This is a genomic window from Eggerthella hominis, from assembly GCF_014287365.1.
Taxonomy (GTDB): domain Bacteria; phylum Actinomycetota; class Coriobacteriia; order Coriobacteriales; family Eggerthellaceae; genus Eggerthella; species Eggerthella guodeyinii.
Map to the genome: position 1 here is coordinate 13,159 of NZ_JACOOA010000010.1, position 18,108 is coordinate 31,266.

General features: G+C 66.8%; 15 protein-coding genes. 8 read left to right on the plus strand and 7 right to left on the minus strand.

What is annotated here, in order from left to right:
• Nucleotides 1-58 precede the first annotated feature (58 nt).
• The 5 genes from H8S61_RS16000 (at nt 59) to H8S61_RS17290 (ending at nt 5,252) form a co-directional block, all read left to right on the plus strand.
• Nucleotides 59-445 carry a ribbon-helix-helix domain-containing protein gene (locus H8S61_RS16000; protein ID WP_186939688.1) on the plus strand — a complete coding sequence of 129 codons (387 nt, stop codon included), beginning with the start codon at nt 59-61 and terminating at the stop codon, nt 443-445.
• A gap of 1 nt (nt 446) precedes the next feature.
• A complete protein-coding gene (locus H8S61_RS16005) occupies nt 447-857 on the plus strand; it encodes a type II toxin-antitoxin system VapC family toxin (RefSeq protein ID WP_366458616.1) in 411 nt (136 codons plus the stop codon).
• Nucleotides 858-1,023: 166 nt separating this feature from the next.
• The gene (gene aspS, locus H8S61_RS16010) at nt 1,024-2,802 is read left to right on the plus strand and encodes an aspartate--tRNA ligase (RefSeq protein ID WP_160943466.1); all 1,779 of its coding nucleotides are present in this window, start codon (nt 1,024-1,026) and stop codon (nt 2,800-2,802) included.
• Between the two features lie 260 nt (nt 2,803-3,062).
• Nucleotides 3,063-4,460: an MATE family efflux transporter gene (locus H8S61_RS16015; RefSeq protein WP_186939690.1), complete on the plus strand. Its 1,398-nt coding sequence runs from the start codon at nt 3,063-3,065 to the stop codon at nt 4,458-4,460.
• An 81-nt stretch (nt 4,461-4,541) separates the two neighbouring features.
• Nucleotides 4,542-5,252 carry a MarR family winged helix-turn-helix transcriptional regulator gene (locus H8S61_RS17290; protein ID WP_222617758.1) on the plus strand — a complete coding sequence of 237 codons (711 nt, stop codon included), beginning with the start codon at nt 4,542-4,544 and terminating at the stop codon, nt 5,250-5,252.
• Between the two features lie 11 nt (nt 5,253-5,263).
• On the opposite strand, the gene H8S61_RS17805 is transcribed toward H8S61_RS17290, so the two are convergent.
• The gene (locus H8S61_RS17805; protein WP_186939691.1) at nt 5,264-6,415 is read right to left on the minus strand and encodes a serine hydrolase; all 1,152 of its coding nucleotides are present in this window, start codon (nt 6,413-6,415) and stop codon (nt 5,264-5,266) included.
• Nucleotides 6,416-6,503: 88 nt separating this feature from the next.
• Nucleotides 6,504-7,922, minus strand: coding sequence for a helix-turn-helix transcriptional regulator (locus tag H8S61_RS16030; RefSeq protein WP_160943463.1), 1,419 nt, complete (start codon nt 7,920-7,922; stop codon nt 6,504-6,506).
• 281 nt (nt 7,923-8,203) lie between these two features.
• Here H8S61_RS16030 and H8S61_RS16035 point away from each other — a divergent pair, with 281 nt between their 5' ends.
• Both H8S61_RS16035 and H8S61_RS16040 read left to right on the plus strand, forming a co-directional pair.
• The gene (locus tag H8S61_RS16035) at nt 8,204-8,827 is read left to right on the plus strand and encodes a cytochrome c3 family protein (protein WP_222617759.1); all 624 of its coding nucleotides are present in this window, start codon (nt 8,204-8,206) and stop codon (nt 8,825-8,827) included.
• Between the two features lie 17 nt (nt 8,828-8,844).
• Nucleotides 8,845-10,539, plus strand: a complete 1,695-nt coding sequence (locus H8S61_RS16040) for an FAD-binding protein (protein ID WP_186939692.1) — start codon at nt 8,845-8,847, stop codon at nt 10,537-10,539.
• 108 nt (nt 10,540-10,647) lie between these two features.
• Here the strand turns inward: H8S61_RS16040 and nrfD are convergent, their stop codons facing one another.
• Genes nrfD through H8S61_RS16060 form a run of 4 tightly spaced genes read right to left on the minus strand, consistent with a single transcriptional unit; the run spans nt 10,648 to nt 14,920 of the window.
• The gene (gene nrfD, locus H8S61_RS16045) at nt 10,648-11,532 is read right to left on the minus strand and encodes an NrfD/PsrC family molybdoenzyme membrane anchor subunit (RefSeq protein WP_186939693.1); all 885 of its coding nucleotides are present in this window, start codon (nt 11,530-11,532) and stop codon (nt 10,648-10,650) included.
• Nucleotides 11,533-11,538: 6 nt separating this feature from the next.
• The gene (locus tag H8S61_RS16050) at nt 11,539-12,078 is read right to left on the minus strand and encodes a 4Fe-4S dicluster domain-containing protein (protein WP_154334899.1); all 540 of its coding nucleotides are present in this window, start codon (nt 12,076-12,078) and stop codon (nt 11,539-11,541) included.
• Nucleotides 12,075-14,204, minus strand: coding sequence for a molybdopterin-containing oxidoreductase family protein (locus H8S61_RS16055; protein ID WP_186939694.1), 2,130 nt, complete (start codon nt 14,202-14,204; stop codon nt 12,075-12,077). Before H8S61_RS16055 ends, H8S61_RS16050 begins: the two co-directional genes overlap by 4 nt.
• A gap of 17 nt (nt 14,205-14,221) precedes the next feature.
• Complete coding sequence (locus tag H8S61_RS16060; protein ID WP_101721639.1) at nt 14,222-14,920, minus strand: 4Fe-4S binding protein; 699 nt, start codon at nt 14,918-14,920, stop codon at nt 14,222-14,224.
• Between the two features lie 262 nt (nt 14,921-15,182).
• On the opposite strand from H8S61_RS16060, the gene H8S61_RS16065 reads away from it, so the two are divergent.
• Nucleotides 15,183-17,288 (plus strand): aldehyde ferredoxin oxidoreductase, encoded by a 2,106-nt coding sequence (locus tag H8S61_RS16065; protein WP_101721640.1) that lies wholly within the window; start codon nt 15,183-15,185, stop codon nt 17,286-17,288.
• A 61-nt stretch (nt 17,289-17,349) separates the two neighbouring features.
• Here the strand turns inward: H8S61_RS16065 and H8S61_RS16070 are convergent, their stop codons facing one another.
• Nucleotides 17,350-18,057, minus strand: coding sequence for a YdhW C-terminal domain-containing protein (locus H8S61_RS16070; RefSeq protein WP_186939695.1), 708 nt, complete (start codon nt 18,055-18,057; stop codon nt 17,350-17,352).
• Between the last annotated feature and the right edge of the window lie 51 nt (nt 18,058-18,108).

The following is an 18,108-nucleotide window of genomic DNA, read 5'->3' on the forward strand; positions in this document are numbered from 1 at the left end:
GTTTCGACGCTGTTTCATGTATACTGCATGTAAAACGCAGGACATGAAAGGAGTCGCTATGCCCGCTTTGCAGGTACGAGATTTCCCCGACGAGCTGTACGAGCAGCTGAAAGCGTACGCCGCGAGCCAGCATCGCAGCGTGGCGCAGCAGACCATCGTGGCGGTCGAGCAGATGCTCGAGGCGGCCGACGCGCAGCACTATTGGGACGGCCGGGAGCTGCATCGCCTGGAACGCCGCCCGCGCTACCTCGATTTCGACACCGAGACCGAGCGAGCCGCCCGCATCGAGAAGCGCAAGGCGCTGTTCGCGGAGATTCGGCGATTCGAGTGGAGCGGGCCGAAGCAGACTGCGGACGAGATCGTCGAGTTCGTGCACGAAGGTCGTCGAGAGCGCGATCGCCAGATGAGCGATGTCCTCGGCTTGCCGTATGACGAGGAGGTGTGACGTGATCGTTCTCGACTGCAATGCCGCCATCAATATCGTGACCGAGACTCCTGACGGAAGGGGCCTAGAGGCGTTGCTGCTCAAGGGCGAGGGCGTTGTCTCCCCTGCGTTTTTTTGCGCGGAGATTACGCACGTGTTGGAAAAGCGAGTGCGTGGAGGCTACTCGAACGACAGGGAAGCTCAAGAAATGGGGCGCATGTGCTTGTCGCTCGTGGACGAGTTCGTTCCCGATACGGACTTGTGGGAAGAAGCGCTGTCGGAGTCTCTTCGTTTGCGGCATTCGTCATACGATTTGCTGTATCTCGTGCTCGCGCGACGCAATGCGGCTACGCTGTTCACGCTCGATCGCACGCTGCAGCAGCTGTGCCTGGACAACGGGGTGAACTGCGTGCTGACGGATACGGAGTTCTAGCGGGGCGTTCGCGCGCATTTTGCATGAAGGTAGCTGCTCGGATGCGTGCATCGCACGCACTTTGCACACGCGATGCAGTACAATGACTAGGTTTGAGTAACGTCTGCCGCGTCCTGGACGGACGGCAGATGCAGATAGCAGTGCTGAGGAGCAAGGAACCAACGTTATGACGGACTTCATGAACGAATACTGCATGCACACCGCCACGTGCGGCGAGCTGCGCAAGGGCGACGTCGGCCGCGAGGTCGTGCTGACGGGCTGGGCGTGGCACAACCGCGACCACGGCGGCCTCATCTTCATCGACCTGCGCGATCGCGCGGGCTACACGCAGGTGGTCGTCGACCCCGACTGCGTGAGCGCCGACGACTTCGCGAAGGCCGAGCACCTGGGTCGCGAGTACGTGCTGAAGATCGCGGGCACGGTGCGCGATCGCGGTGCGGAAGCCGTCAACCCGAACATGGCCACGGGTGAGATCGAGGTGCTGGCGAAGTCCGTCGAGGTCCTGAACACGAGCGTCACCCCGCCGTTCTCCATCGAAGACGGCATCGAGACGGACGAGATTACGCGCATGAAGTGGCGCTACCTCGACATCCGCCGTCCCGAGATGTTCGAGGCCCTGCACCTGCGCCACAAGGTGGCCCAGGCCATGCGCGGCGCGCTGAACGAGCGCGGTTTCCTCGAGGTGGAGACGCCCATCCTGGCGAACTCCACGCCCGAGGGCGCGCGCGACTACATCGTGCCGAGCCGTCCGAACCCGGGCCGCTTCTACGCGCTGCCGCAGAGCCCGCAGCAGTTCAAGCAGATGCTCATGGTGGGAGGCGTCGAGCGCTACTACCAGATCGCCCGGTGCTTCCGCGACGAGGACCTGCGCGCCGACCGTCAGCCCGAGTTCACGCAGGTGGACATCGAGATGGGCTTCGTGCAGGGCGAGGACGTGATGAACCTCATGGAGGACGTCATGGCCGAGACGCTGCAGGCCGTGGGCGTCGACCACGCGTTCCCGCTGCAGCGCATGCAGTACCGCGAGTCCATGGACCGCTTCGGCAACGACCGTCCCGACACGCGCTTCGGCATGGAGCTGAAGGACATCACCGACATCGTGAAGGACACGGGCTTCAAGGTGTTCTCGAGCGTGGCGCAGTCCGGCGGCGTGGTGAAGGCCATCAACGCGAAGGGCGCGGGCGACTGGAGCCGCGGCGACGTGGAGAAGCTGGCCGACATCGCGGCCGAGAACGGCGCAAAGGGCATGGCCTGGATCGCGTTCACGACCGACGGCAAGGAGAAGAGCCCCATCATCAAGTTCTTCAGCGATGAGGAGTTCGCCGCGCTCAAGGAGGCCATGGACGTGGAGCCGGGCGACCTGCTGCTGTTCGCCGCCGACACCTACGAGGTGGCGAGCGCCGTGCTGAGCGCGCTGCGCCTGCACATGGCCGAGGCGCTGAACGTGCCGCGCGAGGGCCATCAGCTGCTGTGGGTGGTGAACTTCCCCATGTTCAAGTACGACGAGGACGAGAAGAAGTACGCCGCCGAGCACCATCCGTTCACCCACGTGTTGGACGAGGACGTGGACAAGATCGAGAGCGACCCGCTGGCGTGCGGCAGCTACAGCTACGACCTCGTGATGGACGGCTTCGAAGTGGGCGGCGGCACCATCCGTATCCACAACGCCGACGAGCAGCGCGCCGTGCTGCGCACGTGCGGCCTGAGCGATGAGGAGATCGAGGAGAAGTTCGGCCACCTCATCCACGCGCTCGAGCTGGGCGCGCCGCCGCACGGCGGCATCGCGCTGGGCCTCGACCGCCTGGTCATGCTGCTGGGCGGCAAGGCGTCCATCCGCGACGTCATCGCCTTCCCGAAGACGAGCTCCGCGAGCGACCCGATGACGGGCGCCCCGAGCGCCGTGACGGGCCGCCAGCTCAAGGAAGTCAACCTGCGCACGCTGTAGGGGAGCGGCTTCGGCCAATCTGGAACGCATCGAAACGACCTGCCGAACGGCGGGTCGTTTTTTGTTCGGGGGCAGGCGACCGTCGCGCTCCATCGATGCGAAGCGGCGTCCGTGAAAAAATAAAGGCACCTGTGAAATAGGTCTTGCATTGATGTGAAGGTACCTGTATGATGCCAATCGACAGGTACCTTAGAAACTGCATCGACCTGAGAATCCAGCGCAGGGTTCTCAGGTCAAAGATCTCTCGACAGGAGCTTTGCATGAAACATGATAACGATTACTACTTGCGCGAAGCGGCGCCCGTGAGCGCCATCGCGCACATGTGCGTGCCGTTGCTGGCCGCGATGGGCGTGATGACGCTGGCCTCGCTCGTCGACGCGTTCTTCGTCGGCCAGCTGGGCGACACGGCGGCGCTCGCCGCGGTTGCGCTCGCGCTGCCGTTCACCACGGGCCTCATGGCGGTGGGCGATTTGCTGGGTACGGGCGGCAGCACGTTCATCGCGCGTTTGCTGGGAGCGGGTAAAGCAGGGGAGGCCAAGCGCGTATCGGCGACGAACCACGCGCTCGCCCTCGTCTTCGGCGTGATCGCCGCAGTGCTGAGCCTCGCGTTCCTCGAGCCGCTGGCGAACCTGCTGGGCGCGACGGGCGACACGCTCGCGCCGACGATGACGTACCTGGGCATCCTGGCCGCTGGCGCGCCGTTGGCGGTGCTGAGCTTCGTGCTCGATCAGGACGTGCGCGCCGAGGGCGCCGCGAAGGCGTCGATGATCGGCACCATCATCTCGGCGGTGGCGAACTTGGTGCTCGACCCGCTGTTCATATTCGCCTTCGGGTGGGGCGTGGCGGGCGCTGCGCTCGCCACGGTGGCCTCATGGCTGGTCAGCGCAACGTACCTCGTGGTGTACGTCAAGCGCGGCGGCACCCAGAGCATCTCGCCCAAAGACGCCCTGTTCACCGCTCCCGTGCTCAAGGAGATCCTGAGCGTCGGGTTCTCCGCGTTCGCCATGACGCTGCTCATGACCGTGTCGGCGTGGGTGCTCGACGTGCTGGCCGCCGGATACTCGGCTGCGACGGTGGCGGGCATCGGCATCGCGTTCCGCGTCTCGATGTTCGCGGGGCTGTTCACGGTTGCGGCCACGGTGGGCGTCGTGCCGCTCATCGGGTACGCGTACGCCGCTGGCAACCGAACGCGCATCAAGGAGCTCGTGAAGACGGTGGCGCTCATCCTGGCCGTGCTGCTGGCCGCTGCCGGCGCCGCGCTGCTCGTGTTCGGCCGTCCGCTGGTGGGCGTGTTCTCAAGCGATCCGGCCGTGATCGAAGTGGGGATGTTCGCGCTGATCGCGCTCGTGGCGGGCGTGTTCGTCTCAAGCGCGTCCGAGCTGATCTTGGGCATGCTGCAGGCGCTTGGCCGGGGCGTTCCCGCCTCGGTGGTGTCGGTGGCGCGTGGCGTGATCACCATCGCGCTGTACGTGGCGGGCAACGCGCTGTTCGCGTTCGCCGGGCTGATGCTGGCCGGGGTGGTGAGCGAGGCGCTGGCGCTCATCGTGGCGTTGGCCTTCGTGCCCTACCTCGTGAAGAAGGTGCGCGGCGCAGGCCGTGCCGACAAGGAAATCGAGACGACCGAGGCGATTCTGATCGCGCCGGCGCTCGAAGTGTAAAAAGGAACCTTTATAATGAATGCATGGAATGAAAACGACCTGTTTGGTTTCGACGGATTTGAAGAGGGAGACGGTTCTTCGATGGGCGATTCCGAAGACATGCGACTGTGGGGGCTGCTGAGCCGGCTGCAATGGCTCACGTCCCGCTACCTGATGAACGCCGGCCGGGACGATGCCGCCATCCGCGACGTCAGCCGCGGCCAGGGCAAGGTGCTCACGCTGCTGAAGCTCAAGCCCGAGATCAGCCAGAAGGACCTCACCGTCCTCATGGACATGCGCCAGCAGTCGCTGGGCGAGCTGCTCTCGAAGCTGGAGAAGAAGGGCCTCGTGGTGCGCGAACCCTCCGAAGAGGATCGGCGCAAGGTGATCGTGCGCATCACCGACGAGGGCCGCGCTGAGGCGGAGAAGCTGGGCGAGAGGCCCACGGTGGAGTTCGCGTTCTTCGACTGCCTCACCGACGAGGAGAAGGCGAACCTGCAGGACTACCTGGGGCGCATGGTCGCCGAACTCGAGTCCACGCTGGGAGACACCGACGACGGCAACGAGTTCGAGAGCCGGCGCCGCGAGCGGGAGCGTTTCTTCGACGGCTTGGGCGCGGGCGGCCCCGACGGGCGCGGTCGCGGCGGATGGCCCGGTTTCGGCGGCCCCGACGGGCGCGACAGGGGCGGTCTCGACCATGACGAGGCTATGGAGGTGTTCCGCTCGATGATCGACGGCGGGCGGCGCGGGCCTCAGCGCCGAGGCGATCGCGGTCCCGATTGGGGTCGCGGGCGGCGCTCCGACGAGCGCTAGGCCGGCGCGCATCACCCAAGATCGTCGCGGGCGTCGAAGGCGGCGGCCAGCAGGTTCTCGAGCAGCTCCTGGCCGTCCGCCGAAAACGGCGCGGTGCTCATGGCGCACACGAGGTAGTCGCGCCCGCCCGCGCTCACGATGCCCGCATCGCATACGCCGCAGAAAGCCGGGTCGTCGTCCGCGTACCACCCGGCTTTCCCGCGCACGGTCGCTTCCGGGGGAAGGGCGTTGCGCAGAAACGACGTCTCCGATTGCCCGAGCAGCTCGGACAGCCACGACGCCGACGCAGCGTCGCCGTCGAGGTACTGCGCCATGAGAAGCCAGAGCATGCCCGACGTGCGCGTGCTGTACGTGGGGAACCAGTCGTCGGTCAGGTTGGCCGGCAGCCCCCGGTCGGCGATCCATGCGGAAAACCCGGCCGCATCGTAGGACGCGCGCAGGATGCGGTAGGAGTCGTTGTCGGACTGGGTGACGCTGTCGGCGATGAGCGTCCCCAGCGGGTAGGAGGCCAGGCCGTCGTACAGGTACGTGCCGGTCGGGTCCATGAAGGCCGTCGCCGGGGCCTCGAAGCACGGCGTGTCGGGGGCGGCCAGCTCCGTGTCGAGCTGGGTTTCGCAGAGGTAGAGCGCGTACGGGGCTTTGAACGTGCTGGCGCCGTAGGCGGTCTCATCGAGGTTGCCCGCGAGGCCGCATCCCGTCTCGAGGTCGACCAGCAGGTACCCGGCGTCCCAGCCGCGGGCGGCGAACGCGTCGCGCGCTTCCTTGAAGCGGGCGGCGGACGTCTCCGAGAGGGACGGGGCGGCGTCGGCTCTGTCGGGGTCGAGGCAGAAGGCGAACGGGTCCGCCTGCCCGGGAAGCGCCGCGAGGTCGGCGAGCGCGGGGGCGTAGGACGCGCGCGTCGTGGACGGGGCATCGGCCTGCGGAAGCGACGGAGAAGGGGACGTTCGCGCGCGCTCGACGGCACAGGCGCTTCGCACGTCGTCGATGCCGGCCTGCAGGGCGGTTGCGAATGCGGGTGCGAGCCCACCGCAGGAGGCCGGCGCGGGCGCGCTCGACCACGCCGTCGCTGCGCCCGCGCCGATCGCGACGACGGCGACGACGGCCGCGCCTGCGACGATGGCGCGGCGGTGCGTCGGACGCGCATGTGCGGCATGCTGTGCCACGGTTCCTCCGATTCCTGGTTGAACGTACGGTTGATTCTACCAGAACCCGGAAACCGCGCGAAAGGCGAAAGGCGAGCGCGCATCGGCGTCAGACGTCGATGAGTTCCTGCAGCTCCTTCTTGCTGTGCACGTCGAGCTTGGCGTACAGGCGCCGCGCGTGGCCGCGCACCGTGTTCTCGGCGATGAACAGCGTTTCGGCGATGTAGGCCTTGCTGCGCCCCTTGCACAGCAGCTGCATGACTTCGATCTCCCGGACGGTGAGGTCGTGCTGCTTCCCGATGGCCGCGCAGCGCTCGTCGATGAGGGCGAAGTCGTGCGGCGCCGGGCTCGACTCGTCGAGGTCGGAGAAGATGCGCTGCATGGTGGGGTCGCGATAGTCCAGCAGCAGGCTGAGCGCGATCATGATGGCGAACAGCAGCACGAGGGCGAGCGTGGGGCTCATGGCCGGCGCGACGAGGCCGCTCGAGCCCAGCAGCCTCCCCAGGTAGTTCGGCAGCGTGTACGCGAGCCATCCCAGGCCGAACACGACGTAGGGGTGCAGGTTGCTGTGGTGGGCGATGTCCGAGAGCAGCAGCCAGAGGAACACCACCACCAGGTAGGATATGCTCGTGGAGCACATGGCTTGCAACCCGGCCGTGGGCTCGAACACGCTGAGCACGAGCATGGCGCCGATGAGCAGCATGATGCCGCGCCACAGCTGCGCGAAGCTGACCGAGCGACGTTTGACGACCACCCACCAGAGGATGAGCAGCGACACGGCCACTTCGATGACGTGGCCCAGCAGCGATGCGTTGGGCAGCGGGTTGTCGTACATGCTGGGCAGCCCGCCGATGAAGGTGTAGACGAACGCGTAGGCGGCCACGCAGGCGAACACCTTCCAGAGCGATCCGAACGTTTCCGCGGTGTAGCGGATGTCGGTGGTGGGAAGAGGCTGCTGCCGCTTGAACGAGCGGGACAAAAACATCGTCGACAGCAGCGGCAAGCAGCATGCGGCCGCGGTGCCGGCTTCGGCGGGCAGCGCCGTGATGATCGACTTCGCAACCGCTCCCAGGATGCAGGCGGCGAAAATGCAGCCGAGCGCGTTGCGCAGGGCCAAACCGCTGTAGAACACGCCCCACCGCAGGTAGCCCCATCCCAGGCAAACGCCGCCGAGGGCCACGACGGCTCCGCTCAGGAGCGGAGGGAACGCCACCGCGCTCGACCCGACGGCGTAGAGGGCCGTGGTGGCGCAGCCGATGGCGGTGAGCACGACGTCCGAGGCTTGCATGCGCGTGCGGTTCGGCTTCTCGGCCCGACGAAACGCGACGGCCATCACGATGAGGAACACGGACTGGGCCAGGTACAGGGAGAACCATGAGTCGCCGCTCCCCGACGGGTACGGCTTGTTCGAGTTGAGCCACAGTATCCACGTGTGCATGGTCCACAGCCCGAAGCACGGAAACGCCGCCGCGAGCAGCGACATCCGGGATCGGCTCTGCGACCGTTCGAGCATCGACGGTTCAGCCATGATCGTTCCCCTTACGCAACGCGTCGGATGCGCCCCTCTGCGCGATCCGCGAATCCCTCCCCTCGATTATAGGAGCGTTCTGCCGCCCGCTCGGCCCGTTCGGGCAAAACAACACCTTTCGTGCCTAGGGAAAAACCAACCTGCTCCCCTTCGTGCCCATCGGCGGGGAAAAGAGGACACGGTTCGTAGCTAGAACGCATGCGGCATCGCGGGCATAGTCGTCGTAGGCCGCAGGAGGCGGCCGGAGCAAGGAATGCGACGCGTAACGAGAGGAGGGACCAATGGGGATGAATCGCGGAACCGTGCAAGCGCGGAGCCGACGCGCCGCGATGGCGACGGCGGTGGCCGTGGCGGCGACGACCTTCGCCATCGCGGGGCTGTTGAGCGCATGCGCGCCGAAACAGCAGCAGGCGGACGCTTCGTCCGGCGAAGGCGCAGACGCGGCGATCACGGTGGCGTGGTCGGCGGACATAGCGTGCTCGTCGTGCCATGCGCACGAAGCGCAGACGGAGTCCGACACGGCCTGCCTGGCGAGCAAGCACGAGGCGGATTCGTGCGAAAGCTGCCATGGGGCGGCGGAGAGCCTTGCGGGCGCGCATGCGAACGCTTCGGCCGACGCATCCATGCCGACGAAGCTGAGCAAGGAGCATGCGGTAAGCGAGGAAGCATGCCTCGCCTGCCATGGAAGCTGGGACGAGCTGGCTGCGAAGAGCGTGGACGTGACGGTTCTCACCGATGCCGACGGCACGACGGTCAACCCGCACGCGATGGACCGAACGGGCGACCACGCCGCCATCACCTGCACGAGCTGCCATAGCGTGCACGAGGCCGAGACCGATCAGAAAGAGCTCTGCCTGAGCTGTCATCACGAGGACGTGTTCGAATGTCGAACGTGCCACGAATAGAAGGAAGGGGAACTACCATGGGGAAGAACAACGAGCATACGCTGGGACGCCGCGATTTTCTCAAGGGAGCCGCCGTTGCGGCAGCGGGCGCCGCGGTCATGGGCATGGCCGGGTGCTCGGAGGCGGGAAGCGCTTCCGCCGCGGCGGGCAAGCGGGCCGTCGAGCCCGAGGCGTGGGACGCGGAGACGGACGTCGTGGTGATGGGGTACGGATTCGCCGGCCAGGCGGCCGCCATCAGCGCCGCGGCGGCAGGGTCGCAGGTGGTCATCTTCGAGAAGGCGCCCGAGGAGCATGCGGGCGGCAACAGCGCGGTGTGCTGCGGGTTTCTCAACATCTGCTCGGGCGACGGCGCGGCCGAGGCCTGGAAGGCCATCACCGACGGCGGCGTGACCGACGCCGAATGCGAGGCGGTGGCGAAGGCGTCCACCGACATGCCGCAGTGGTTCAGCGACAACATCGTGGAAAGCGAAGTGGTGGTGAAGTCGGGTGCCGACGCCGTGCGCAAGCTGTGGGGCAAGGAGTACCCCGACGCGAACGCCGTCAACCTGACTATCGAAGGTAAGGGCCAGACGGGCGGCGGCGCGTACCTGCACCAGCTGTGCGCCGACGTCATCAAGGACCGCTACGCCGATTCGATTTCCATTCGCTACGAATCGCCGGTGACCGAGCTGGTGTACGACGCCGATGCGCGCGAAGTGCTGGGCGTGCAGTACGACGAGGGCGGCCAGGCGAAGTACTGCAAGGCGAAGAAGGCCGTCATCATGGCGTGCGGCGGCTACGAAGGCAACCCCCAGATGATCGAGGACTTCGTGCTGACGCATTACAAGCAGTACCCCATCGGCAGCCCCTACAACACGGGCGACGGCATCCGCATGGTGGCGGGCATCGGGGCGAAGCTGCGCCATATGGCCGCCGTCGAGTACGGCTCGCCCGCGTGCCTCGAGCTGTCGGAGAAGTACAACCAGGCCATCGCGTGCTACAACGGCGGCGACACCACGTCGATGATTTACGTCAGCCAGCACGGCGAGCGCTTCATGGCCGAGGACGGGAAGTGGCCGGCGCACGACAAGCGCTACCCGTACCCGTGCTTCGAGGAGAACAAGGACACGGCCGAAACGCCCAACTATCCCTGGTGGATGGTGTTCGACGAGACGCGCCGCACGAAGGGAACCCTGTTCGCGTGGTCGAACGCCGAGCGCAACGAGGGATGGGCCGCCGTCCACAACGTGTACCAGTGGTCCGACGACAACGTGAAGGAAGTCGAGGACGGCGTGGTGCTGAAGGCCGACAGCATCGAGGAGCTGGGCAAGCTCATGGGCTACGACGACGCTGATCTGGCCACGTTCACGGCGACGGTGGAGAAGTTCAACGCCGACGTTGCCGACGGGGGCACCGACAGCGCGTTCGGCCGTGCTCCCGCCGTCTCGAGCAAGGGCGACGTCACGCCGGTCAACCCGCTGAACAACCCGCCGTATTACGCGGTGCAGTGCTGCATCTCGTATCTCAACACGAACGGCGGCCCGGCGCGCAACGACAAGTGGCAGGCGCTCGACTGGAACGACGAGCCCATCGGCCGCCTGTACTCGGCGGGCGAGTTCGGCTCGGTGTTCTACCACTACTACTGGGGCGGCGGCAACGTGAACGAGTGCTTCGCGAGCGGCATGGTGGCCGGTCAAGAGGCGAACGCCCTCGACGCTTGGAGCGCCGCGTAAAGCATACCCGGAAGCCGATGCCGCATGCGAATCCCTCCCTCCCTCGCATGCGATCCGGCTCCCCTGATGAGGCGGCCCCGCCGATACGGCGGGGCCGCCTCGCGTGCTTTAGCTGACGAGCACGAGGGGGAGCGCGGCGACGATGAGGAGGTAGCGCAGCACCCAGCCTCCCACCAGCACGCCGATTTCCGACCCGGCTGCCGCGACGCGGCCTTGCGCGCTGCGCTCGAACGCGTCGGACGCCCCGAGCATCGACCAGGCTTCGATGGCGGCGGGCGCCACCAGGCCGACGGCCAGGAAGGCGATCCAGAAGGGGAGCGCGTAGTCTCCGACGAGCAGGCTGGAGACCGAGGCCGATCCCGCGCTGGAGTTGAAGCCGGTGATGAACAGCAGCGAAGCCACCAGCAGCAGCTCGATGAGCGGCAGCGCGAAGTGGGTTCGCTTCAGGGACTCCACGCGGGCGAACTCGTCAGGGCGCGCGAGGGCCCCGTACAGCATGACTGCGGCCATGCCCGTGGATAGCGCCGACACGAGGAAGAGGATGGGCAGCAGCGCGTTGTTCCAGAGCGGGAAGGTGTTCGCGACGCCGAGCAGCGCGCCGGTGTACACGGCCACGCACAGGCCCAGCGCGACGCCCGCGATCTCAAGCGCGTTCGGCACCGCCTTCTTCAGGATGTCGAGCAGCGCCACCGCCAAGGCGACGAGCGTGAATCCGGCCAGGAAGACCACGCCCCAGCTCATGACCGATCCGAAATTGGACAGCAGGAGGGCGAATCGCAGCGGATTGTGCAGGCCGGCCTCGGCGTCGAGCATGAGCAGCAGCAGGCCCGCGATGACCACGGCCGGGGCGATCAGGTGCCCGGCTCGTCGCATGTTGACGGCTTCGGGGTGCTTCCATCGCAGGTACGCCGACGCGACGAACGCTCCGCCGCCCAGTCCGGCCAGGAACAAGTACCACGCGATGATGCCGCCCCATACAGGTTCATAAGACATCGTCGTTCACCTCGCATAGAAAACTTTGGCCTTCGTCAGATCGCCCGCCAGGGGAACGGCGTTCGATGCAACGATGGCTTTGGACAATTCGCTTTCGGGATCGTCGAGATCGCCGAATATCCGAGCTTTGGTGGGGCATACTTCGACGCACGAGCTGATCGTCGCGCCGTCGAGGGCGCTGGCCGTGCAGAACCGGCATTTGTCGACGACGCCCGTCTCCTCGTTTTGGACGCGCACCTGGTAGGGGCACGCCGCCATGCAGTACTTGCAGCCGATGCAGCGGCCGTGATCGACGCTGACGATGCCGTTCTCGTTGATGCGCGAGGCGCCGGTGGGGCACACGCGCACGCAGGGCGCGTCGTCGCAGTGCATGCATTGGAGGGGAACCGTTTCGACGCGGGCGTGCGGGTACGAGCCTGCCTCACGCTGCTCGTACGTGACGAAGGCCTCCCGCTGCCCCAGGTTGTTCAGGCTTTGGCACGCGGTGCGGCAGGCGTAGCAGCTGATGCAGCGGTTCGTGTCGATGAGCATTCCAAAGCGGGTCATCGGGTGCCTCCTTTCGATATGAATACCAGCGTTTCGTCGCGCGCAGTCGTCCCGAATCCCGGCTCGGCGGCAAGCGACGTCGCGAAAGCGCTCGTGGGCGAGGGCAACATGACGGCTTTCGGGTGCATGCACGGGGTGGTGCGCATGATGCAGGTTTCCGAGGCTTCGGCCGCGGCGGTGGAGATCGTGACCGTGTCGCCGTCCTCGATCCCCAGATCTCGGGCCGCGGAAACGTTCATCCAGAGGCGATCCAGCCCGCATTCCCGCGAGATCGACTGGAGCTTCTCGGCCTGGGCGAGCTCTTCGACGAACGTCGCAGACTGGCAGTCGGTCAGAAGCCTGAACTCCCGCTGGTCCGGCGAGGGGGAGACGGCGGGCTCGATCCACCGGGCCGTTCGCCCGAGGCCCGCGCGCTCGAACTCGTCGCTGGCGAACGCGATCGACCCCGCCTGCAAGACGCTCGCTTGCGTGGGCAGCGGCACGAACGCGACGTGGGCGAAATCTTCCGGTTCGAGTCCGACGCTGGCGAGGCGCGCCGCGACGACGTCGTCGCAGGAGCACGCGAAACGCTCCCCGACGCCGCAGGCGGAAGCGAGGTCGCTCACGATCGCGTCGATCGTCCGGGCATCCGGGCAAACGGGGTCGACGGCCTGCGCGCGCAGCGAGGCGATCGCGACGGACCCGGACGCGAAGGAGGGAAAGCCGCGGCTTTCGAGCGGGGTCGGCTCGGGCAAAAGGTACCCGATGCCCGCGTCGTTCGCCGGTTTGACGGAGCCCACGAAAACGCACGTATCGAGCTGCGAGAAGCGCCCGTCGCCCGCCGCTCGCACCGAGGGATCGCCGAGGCACCCGTCGCCGAAGAGGAACAGGCTCTTGACGGTGCCGTCTTCGATGCCTCGGACGAGCATCGTGGACGCGCCCGCCTCGGAAACGAGGGGGTAGTCGGCATCGCCGAGGCGCGCGGCGGACGGGGCGGGAAGGTCGGGTAGGGCGTTGAAACCGGGGTCGGCGAAGGTCGCCTCGGGCGCCGCGAGGGCCCCTCCTTCCCGGTTCCAGCTTCCCAAGAGGGTGTTGAGCAGCGCGGTCGCGCGAATCGTCGCGCTCGCGTTCGCATAGCGTCCGGAAACGCCGTCCGCCACCACCGAGACGGCCGGGGCGGCCTCGGCCAGCTGGAGCGCGATGCGCGAGATGTCGCTTGCGGGTATGCCGGTGAGCGATTCCGCCCAGGCGGGGCGGTACTCGTTGAGCTCGGCCTTCCACGCCGCGAACCCCTCGTCGGACGCATCGAGGTAGCTGGTATCGTAGCGTCCCTCGTCGACGACGACCTGGCAGAGCGCGAGGACGAACGCCAGCTCGGTCCCCGCTGCGAGGGGCGTCCATTCGTCGAGCAGCGTGTCGGATGCCGAGCGATAGGGGCTGACGCGGCACAGCCGCCCGCCGTTTTCCTTCGCGGCGGCCTGGGTCGCGACGAGCGAGGGCCGCGTTCCGCCCAGAGGGTCTTGGCCGACGAACAGGATCATGGCGGTACGCGCGGCGTCGGGAACGTACCGGCTCGCGCCGATCGTCCGCTTCAAGACGTTCGCACATGCCTCCCGCCCCGTGCGATCGGCGGCGAACACGTTGGGCGAGCCGAGCGCGTGCATGAGCCGCTTCCCGTACGCGGCGGCGATCGCGCGCCCGTCGTGCAGCAGCGCGATGCTCTCGGCCCCTGCGGTGCCCGCCGCGGCGTCGAGCGCCGCGGCGATGTCGCCGATCGCCTCGTCCCAGCCGATCGGCTCCCACGAGCCGCTCGCGGTCCGCTTCATCGGTTCGGCGATGCGATCGCTTGCGTACGTCGCATCCCCGTATGCGTAACCGGCGGCGCAGAGCCTGCCCCGGCTGAAAGGATGGCCTCCGTCGCCGCGCAGGCCGGTAAGCGAGCCCTCCTTCACCAAGGCGGTGAGGCCGCATTGTTCCGGGCAAAGGCCGCAGACGGTGGGCACGGCGACGGCGTCGGCGCTCGTCGGGCTCGTCCATCCGTAGAGGCGTTCGTGGGACGCGCTTGCGCATCCCGTCAGAAGCGAAGCTGCGGCGAGCGCGCCTGCGCCGCCGACGAAGCTTCGCCTCGTAGGCAGATTGGTGTGCATGATGACCCCTTTCCGCGCTACGCGTCGACCGTCGAGACGAGGCCCTTGGCAAGCACTTCGTCGGCGATGTCTTTCCAGTCGATGAAGGTGATGGCCCCGTTCGGGCATTGGTCGGCGCATCTTCCGCACGAGATGCACTTCGTGGACACGCCGGTCAGCGGGTCCACGACGGGCATGTTCCAGGGGCAGGCCGAATGGCAGCCGCCGCATCCGATGCAGCGTTCGGCGTCGATGGCCCGCGCGCCCGTCTCCTCGTCGGTGTAGATGGCGTGGACGGGGCAGTACGCGGCGCAGCGCGGCTCGGCGCACTGCTTGCAGCTTTGGATGGTGTACTGGCAATCGCCGAATTGCCCGTCGGGCGAATCGGGGGATGGGCCGAAGTTGTAGTTCTCCCACACCCGCACGCGGGCGGTGTGCTGGGATACGTGGCCGTCGTTCTTCAGCGTGCACATCATCTCGCAGCGCTGGCATCCCGAACAGCGCCCGCGATCCGTGACGATCATCTTCGTCGGCGTGGTGCTGACCTCGATGCGCCCCGATGCGATGGCGCTTTCGGCGACGCCCCATCGTGAGAGCGCTCCGCCCAGTATCAAGCCCGCAACGCCGCACCCTGCCATGCCCAGGACCGTCCGGCGCGTGACGGCCGGCTTCCCCTTCGCGGGCGATGGCTGCTCGTGCTCGGTTGAGGCATCGTTGCATGAATCGTGTTCAACCATACTTCTCGTCTCCTTTGTTTCGGCGCGATGCTCCGAACCCCCTCGTTCCACATACCCATTCGCCGCTGCGCATGGGCACAGTATGGATCTCGCCCGGATGCCGACCTCCTCCCTTTGCAGTGAGAAGGGGCGGATTCGTCAAAAATCGTCTGAAAAAGAGGAGGCCGCCGCAAGCGGTTCTGGCATGATGGACGCGTTGTGGATCAACGAGCCTCCTGTTCGCCGAAGCTGCGCATCAGCCAGAATGAAAAGGAGACTTGCTATGACAGAGACGGTATCGTACGGCTGGGCGGGGAAGTTCCTCCGCGTCGACCTGACGACCGGGAGGGTCACGACCGATTCCACCGAGCCGTACAAGCAGTACATCGGCGGGATGGGCCTTGCCAACAAGATCATGTACGACGAGGTGCCCGCCGGCACCGACCCGTTTTCCCCCGAAAACAAGATCGTCTTCGCGGTGGGGCCGCTGACGGCCTCGGGCGTGCCCCTGGCCGGGCGCACCACCATCGGGACGCTTTCGCCCATCACCCAGGACCACCTGGTCATCGATGCGCATTGCGGCGGCATGATCGGCGCCCGCATCAAGCTCGCCGGTTACGACGCGATCGTCATCGAGGGGCAGAGTGCCACCCCATGCTACATCCACGTCGTCGACGACGTGGTGGAGATCAAGGACGCGTCCGACGTGTGGGGGCTCGGCACGCGGGCTACCACCGAGAAGCTCACGCGCCGCGAGGGCACGCGCGCCTGCGTGGCGTCCATCGGACCGGCCGGCGAGAACCTGCTTCCCTATTCGACGATCATGAACTCGCGCAACCACTCCGCAGGCGCAGGATCGGGCGCGGTCATGGGGTCGAAGCGCTGCAAGGCGCTGGTGGTGGAGGGCAACGGCCAGGTGAACGTCGCCGACCCCCAAGCGGTTTCGGATCTGAGCGACTACATGCTGAAAGAGCTGATCGGGTCCAACAACAACCACGTGGTTCCCTCCACGCAGCAGGAATGGGCCGAGTACTACGACGAGACGTCGCGCTGGACCGCGCAGAAGGGGCTGTTCTGGGGTGCGGCCGAGGGCGGTCCCATCGAGACGGGGGAGCCGAAGCCCGGCGAGCTGAACACCATCGGCTATCGCTGCATGAAGGCGACGAAGGACCTCGGCATCGAGGCCGAGCCGTACACGGTGAAGATGGGCGGCTGCCACGGGTGCCCCATCCACTGCCACGCCGACATGATATCCAAGGGGGCGGCCAACGTCACGGGCATGCAGACGGTGGGCAACACGTGCACGGCGATGTCGATCTACCGCCGGTTCGACTCGTTCTTGAAGACGGGGTTGAAGGACAAGGAAGACATCCTGGTATGGAACCTCGTCTTGGGATCGACGATGGACGACCTCGGCTTGTGGGAGGGCTACGGCCAGCTGTGGTACGACTTCGGGTGGACGTATGCCGAGGGCATCCTGGAGGAGGTCATGTCCCCCGAGGACTACGCGAAGGTGGATTGGTCGAAGTTCTACAGCAACGATCCGTCGGTTGCGGTCGACTTCCTGCGCACCATCGCGTCGAACGACTCCGAGCTGTCCTATTTGGCGCACGGCCCTCTCGTCTGGACCGAGCGTTGGGGTCATCCCGAGTGGCTCGAGAACGAGAAATGCCACAACATCAGCCCGCGCGGCTGGGCCGTCCATCACGGCAACGACGACTCCTATCAGGTGGGCGCCGTGTCGAACATGCTGTTCAACCGCGATCCGATGGCCCACTCGGCCACCAACTTCCTGCGCAACGGGTTGCCCTTGGAGCTGCAGAAGGAGATCGGCGCGGAGCTATGGGGCAGCCCCGACGCGGTCGACGGCCCCGACAACTTCACGCCGATGAACGAGTACAAGGCGCGGTTCTGCTGGTGGAACGTGGTGACCGACGTGCTGCACGACAGCCTGACCCTGTGCAACTGGGTGTGGCCGATGGCGGCGAGCCCGGTCAAGTCGCGCGGGTACCGCGGGGACCTCGACATGGAGGCCAAGTTCTACAAGGCGGTCACCGGCATCGACGCGACCACCGAGGACCTGTACCACGCCGCCGCGCGCATCATGACGCTGCAGCGCGCGAACACGATGCGGGGCATGGGGACGAACGACCTGCGTCGCGAGCATGACATCCTGTGCTCGTGGGTGTACGACGCCGACCCCGACATGGAGCCGTTCACCGAGGGCACGACGAAGATGGAGCGCAACGATTTCCAGACGGCGCTCGGCATGGTGTACCAGGAGTTCAAGTGGGATGAGGAGAAGGGCTGCCCCACGGCCGCGTCGCTCGATTACTACGACATGCCCGACGTGAAGGCGGAGCTGCAATCGCTCGGGCTGGTCGACTAGAGCGGCCGCGTTGTGAGGAAGGCCGGGCGATGCCCGGCCTTCCTCACGTTGGGGGGGGGGGCTACAGGTTCAGGAACCGCTTCACCGAATAGGTTTCGGCGAGGGAGCGCGCGTATCCCCGGCTCAGGTGGAGCGTGGAGAAGTAGTACACGTCGTCGTTGGAGGCGCGGACCGTTTCGAGGTCGGGGTAGGCGCCGGAGGCGACGGCCGCCTCGAACGCCCGCGCCACGCGCTCCTCGTCGAGGAAGAACGGCGCGTTGGCCAGCGATTGGGCCAGCAGGGGCCGCGGGTAGAGCTTCGACTCCTCGCGGGCGCAGGCGACGAGCGTCGCCACGTCGTCGTCTTCCTCGGCGAGGTGCGCCCACGTCGCGTAGGCGTCGGTCATGACGTCGGTCGAGTACAGGGAGGAGCCGGCCGAACCGTGCACCTCGGCGATGTCGTCGCACGCGAGGGGCGGCAGGCCCTCGTCCCGCGCCCCGTCTTCGTCCTCTTCGTCTTCCTCGCCGCCGGCCGTGCGGCCGGCGAGCTGCTCGGCCACGAGCTGAGCGAACGCTTCGTCGTCCAGGTGGTCGGGAACCTCGGCGAGCTGCGCCCAGAGGGGCTGGGGCGTGAGGTTGCCGTCGGACGAACGGTGCCGGACGCAGGAGAAGAGCCGTGCGAGCGCCGCGCGCTCGGCTTCGATGGTCGCGCGCCGCTCCTCGCGCTGTTCGGTCGCTGCGTCGACGATGTCGGCGCAGCGTTCGTCTTGCCGGTGTTCTCGTTCGTCCATGATGGCCTCCGCTCTCGTTGTGCTGCACTCCGAGTATACGGATGACGGGAC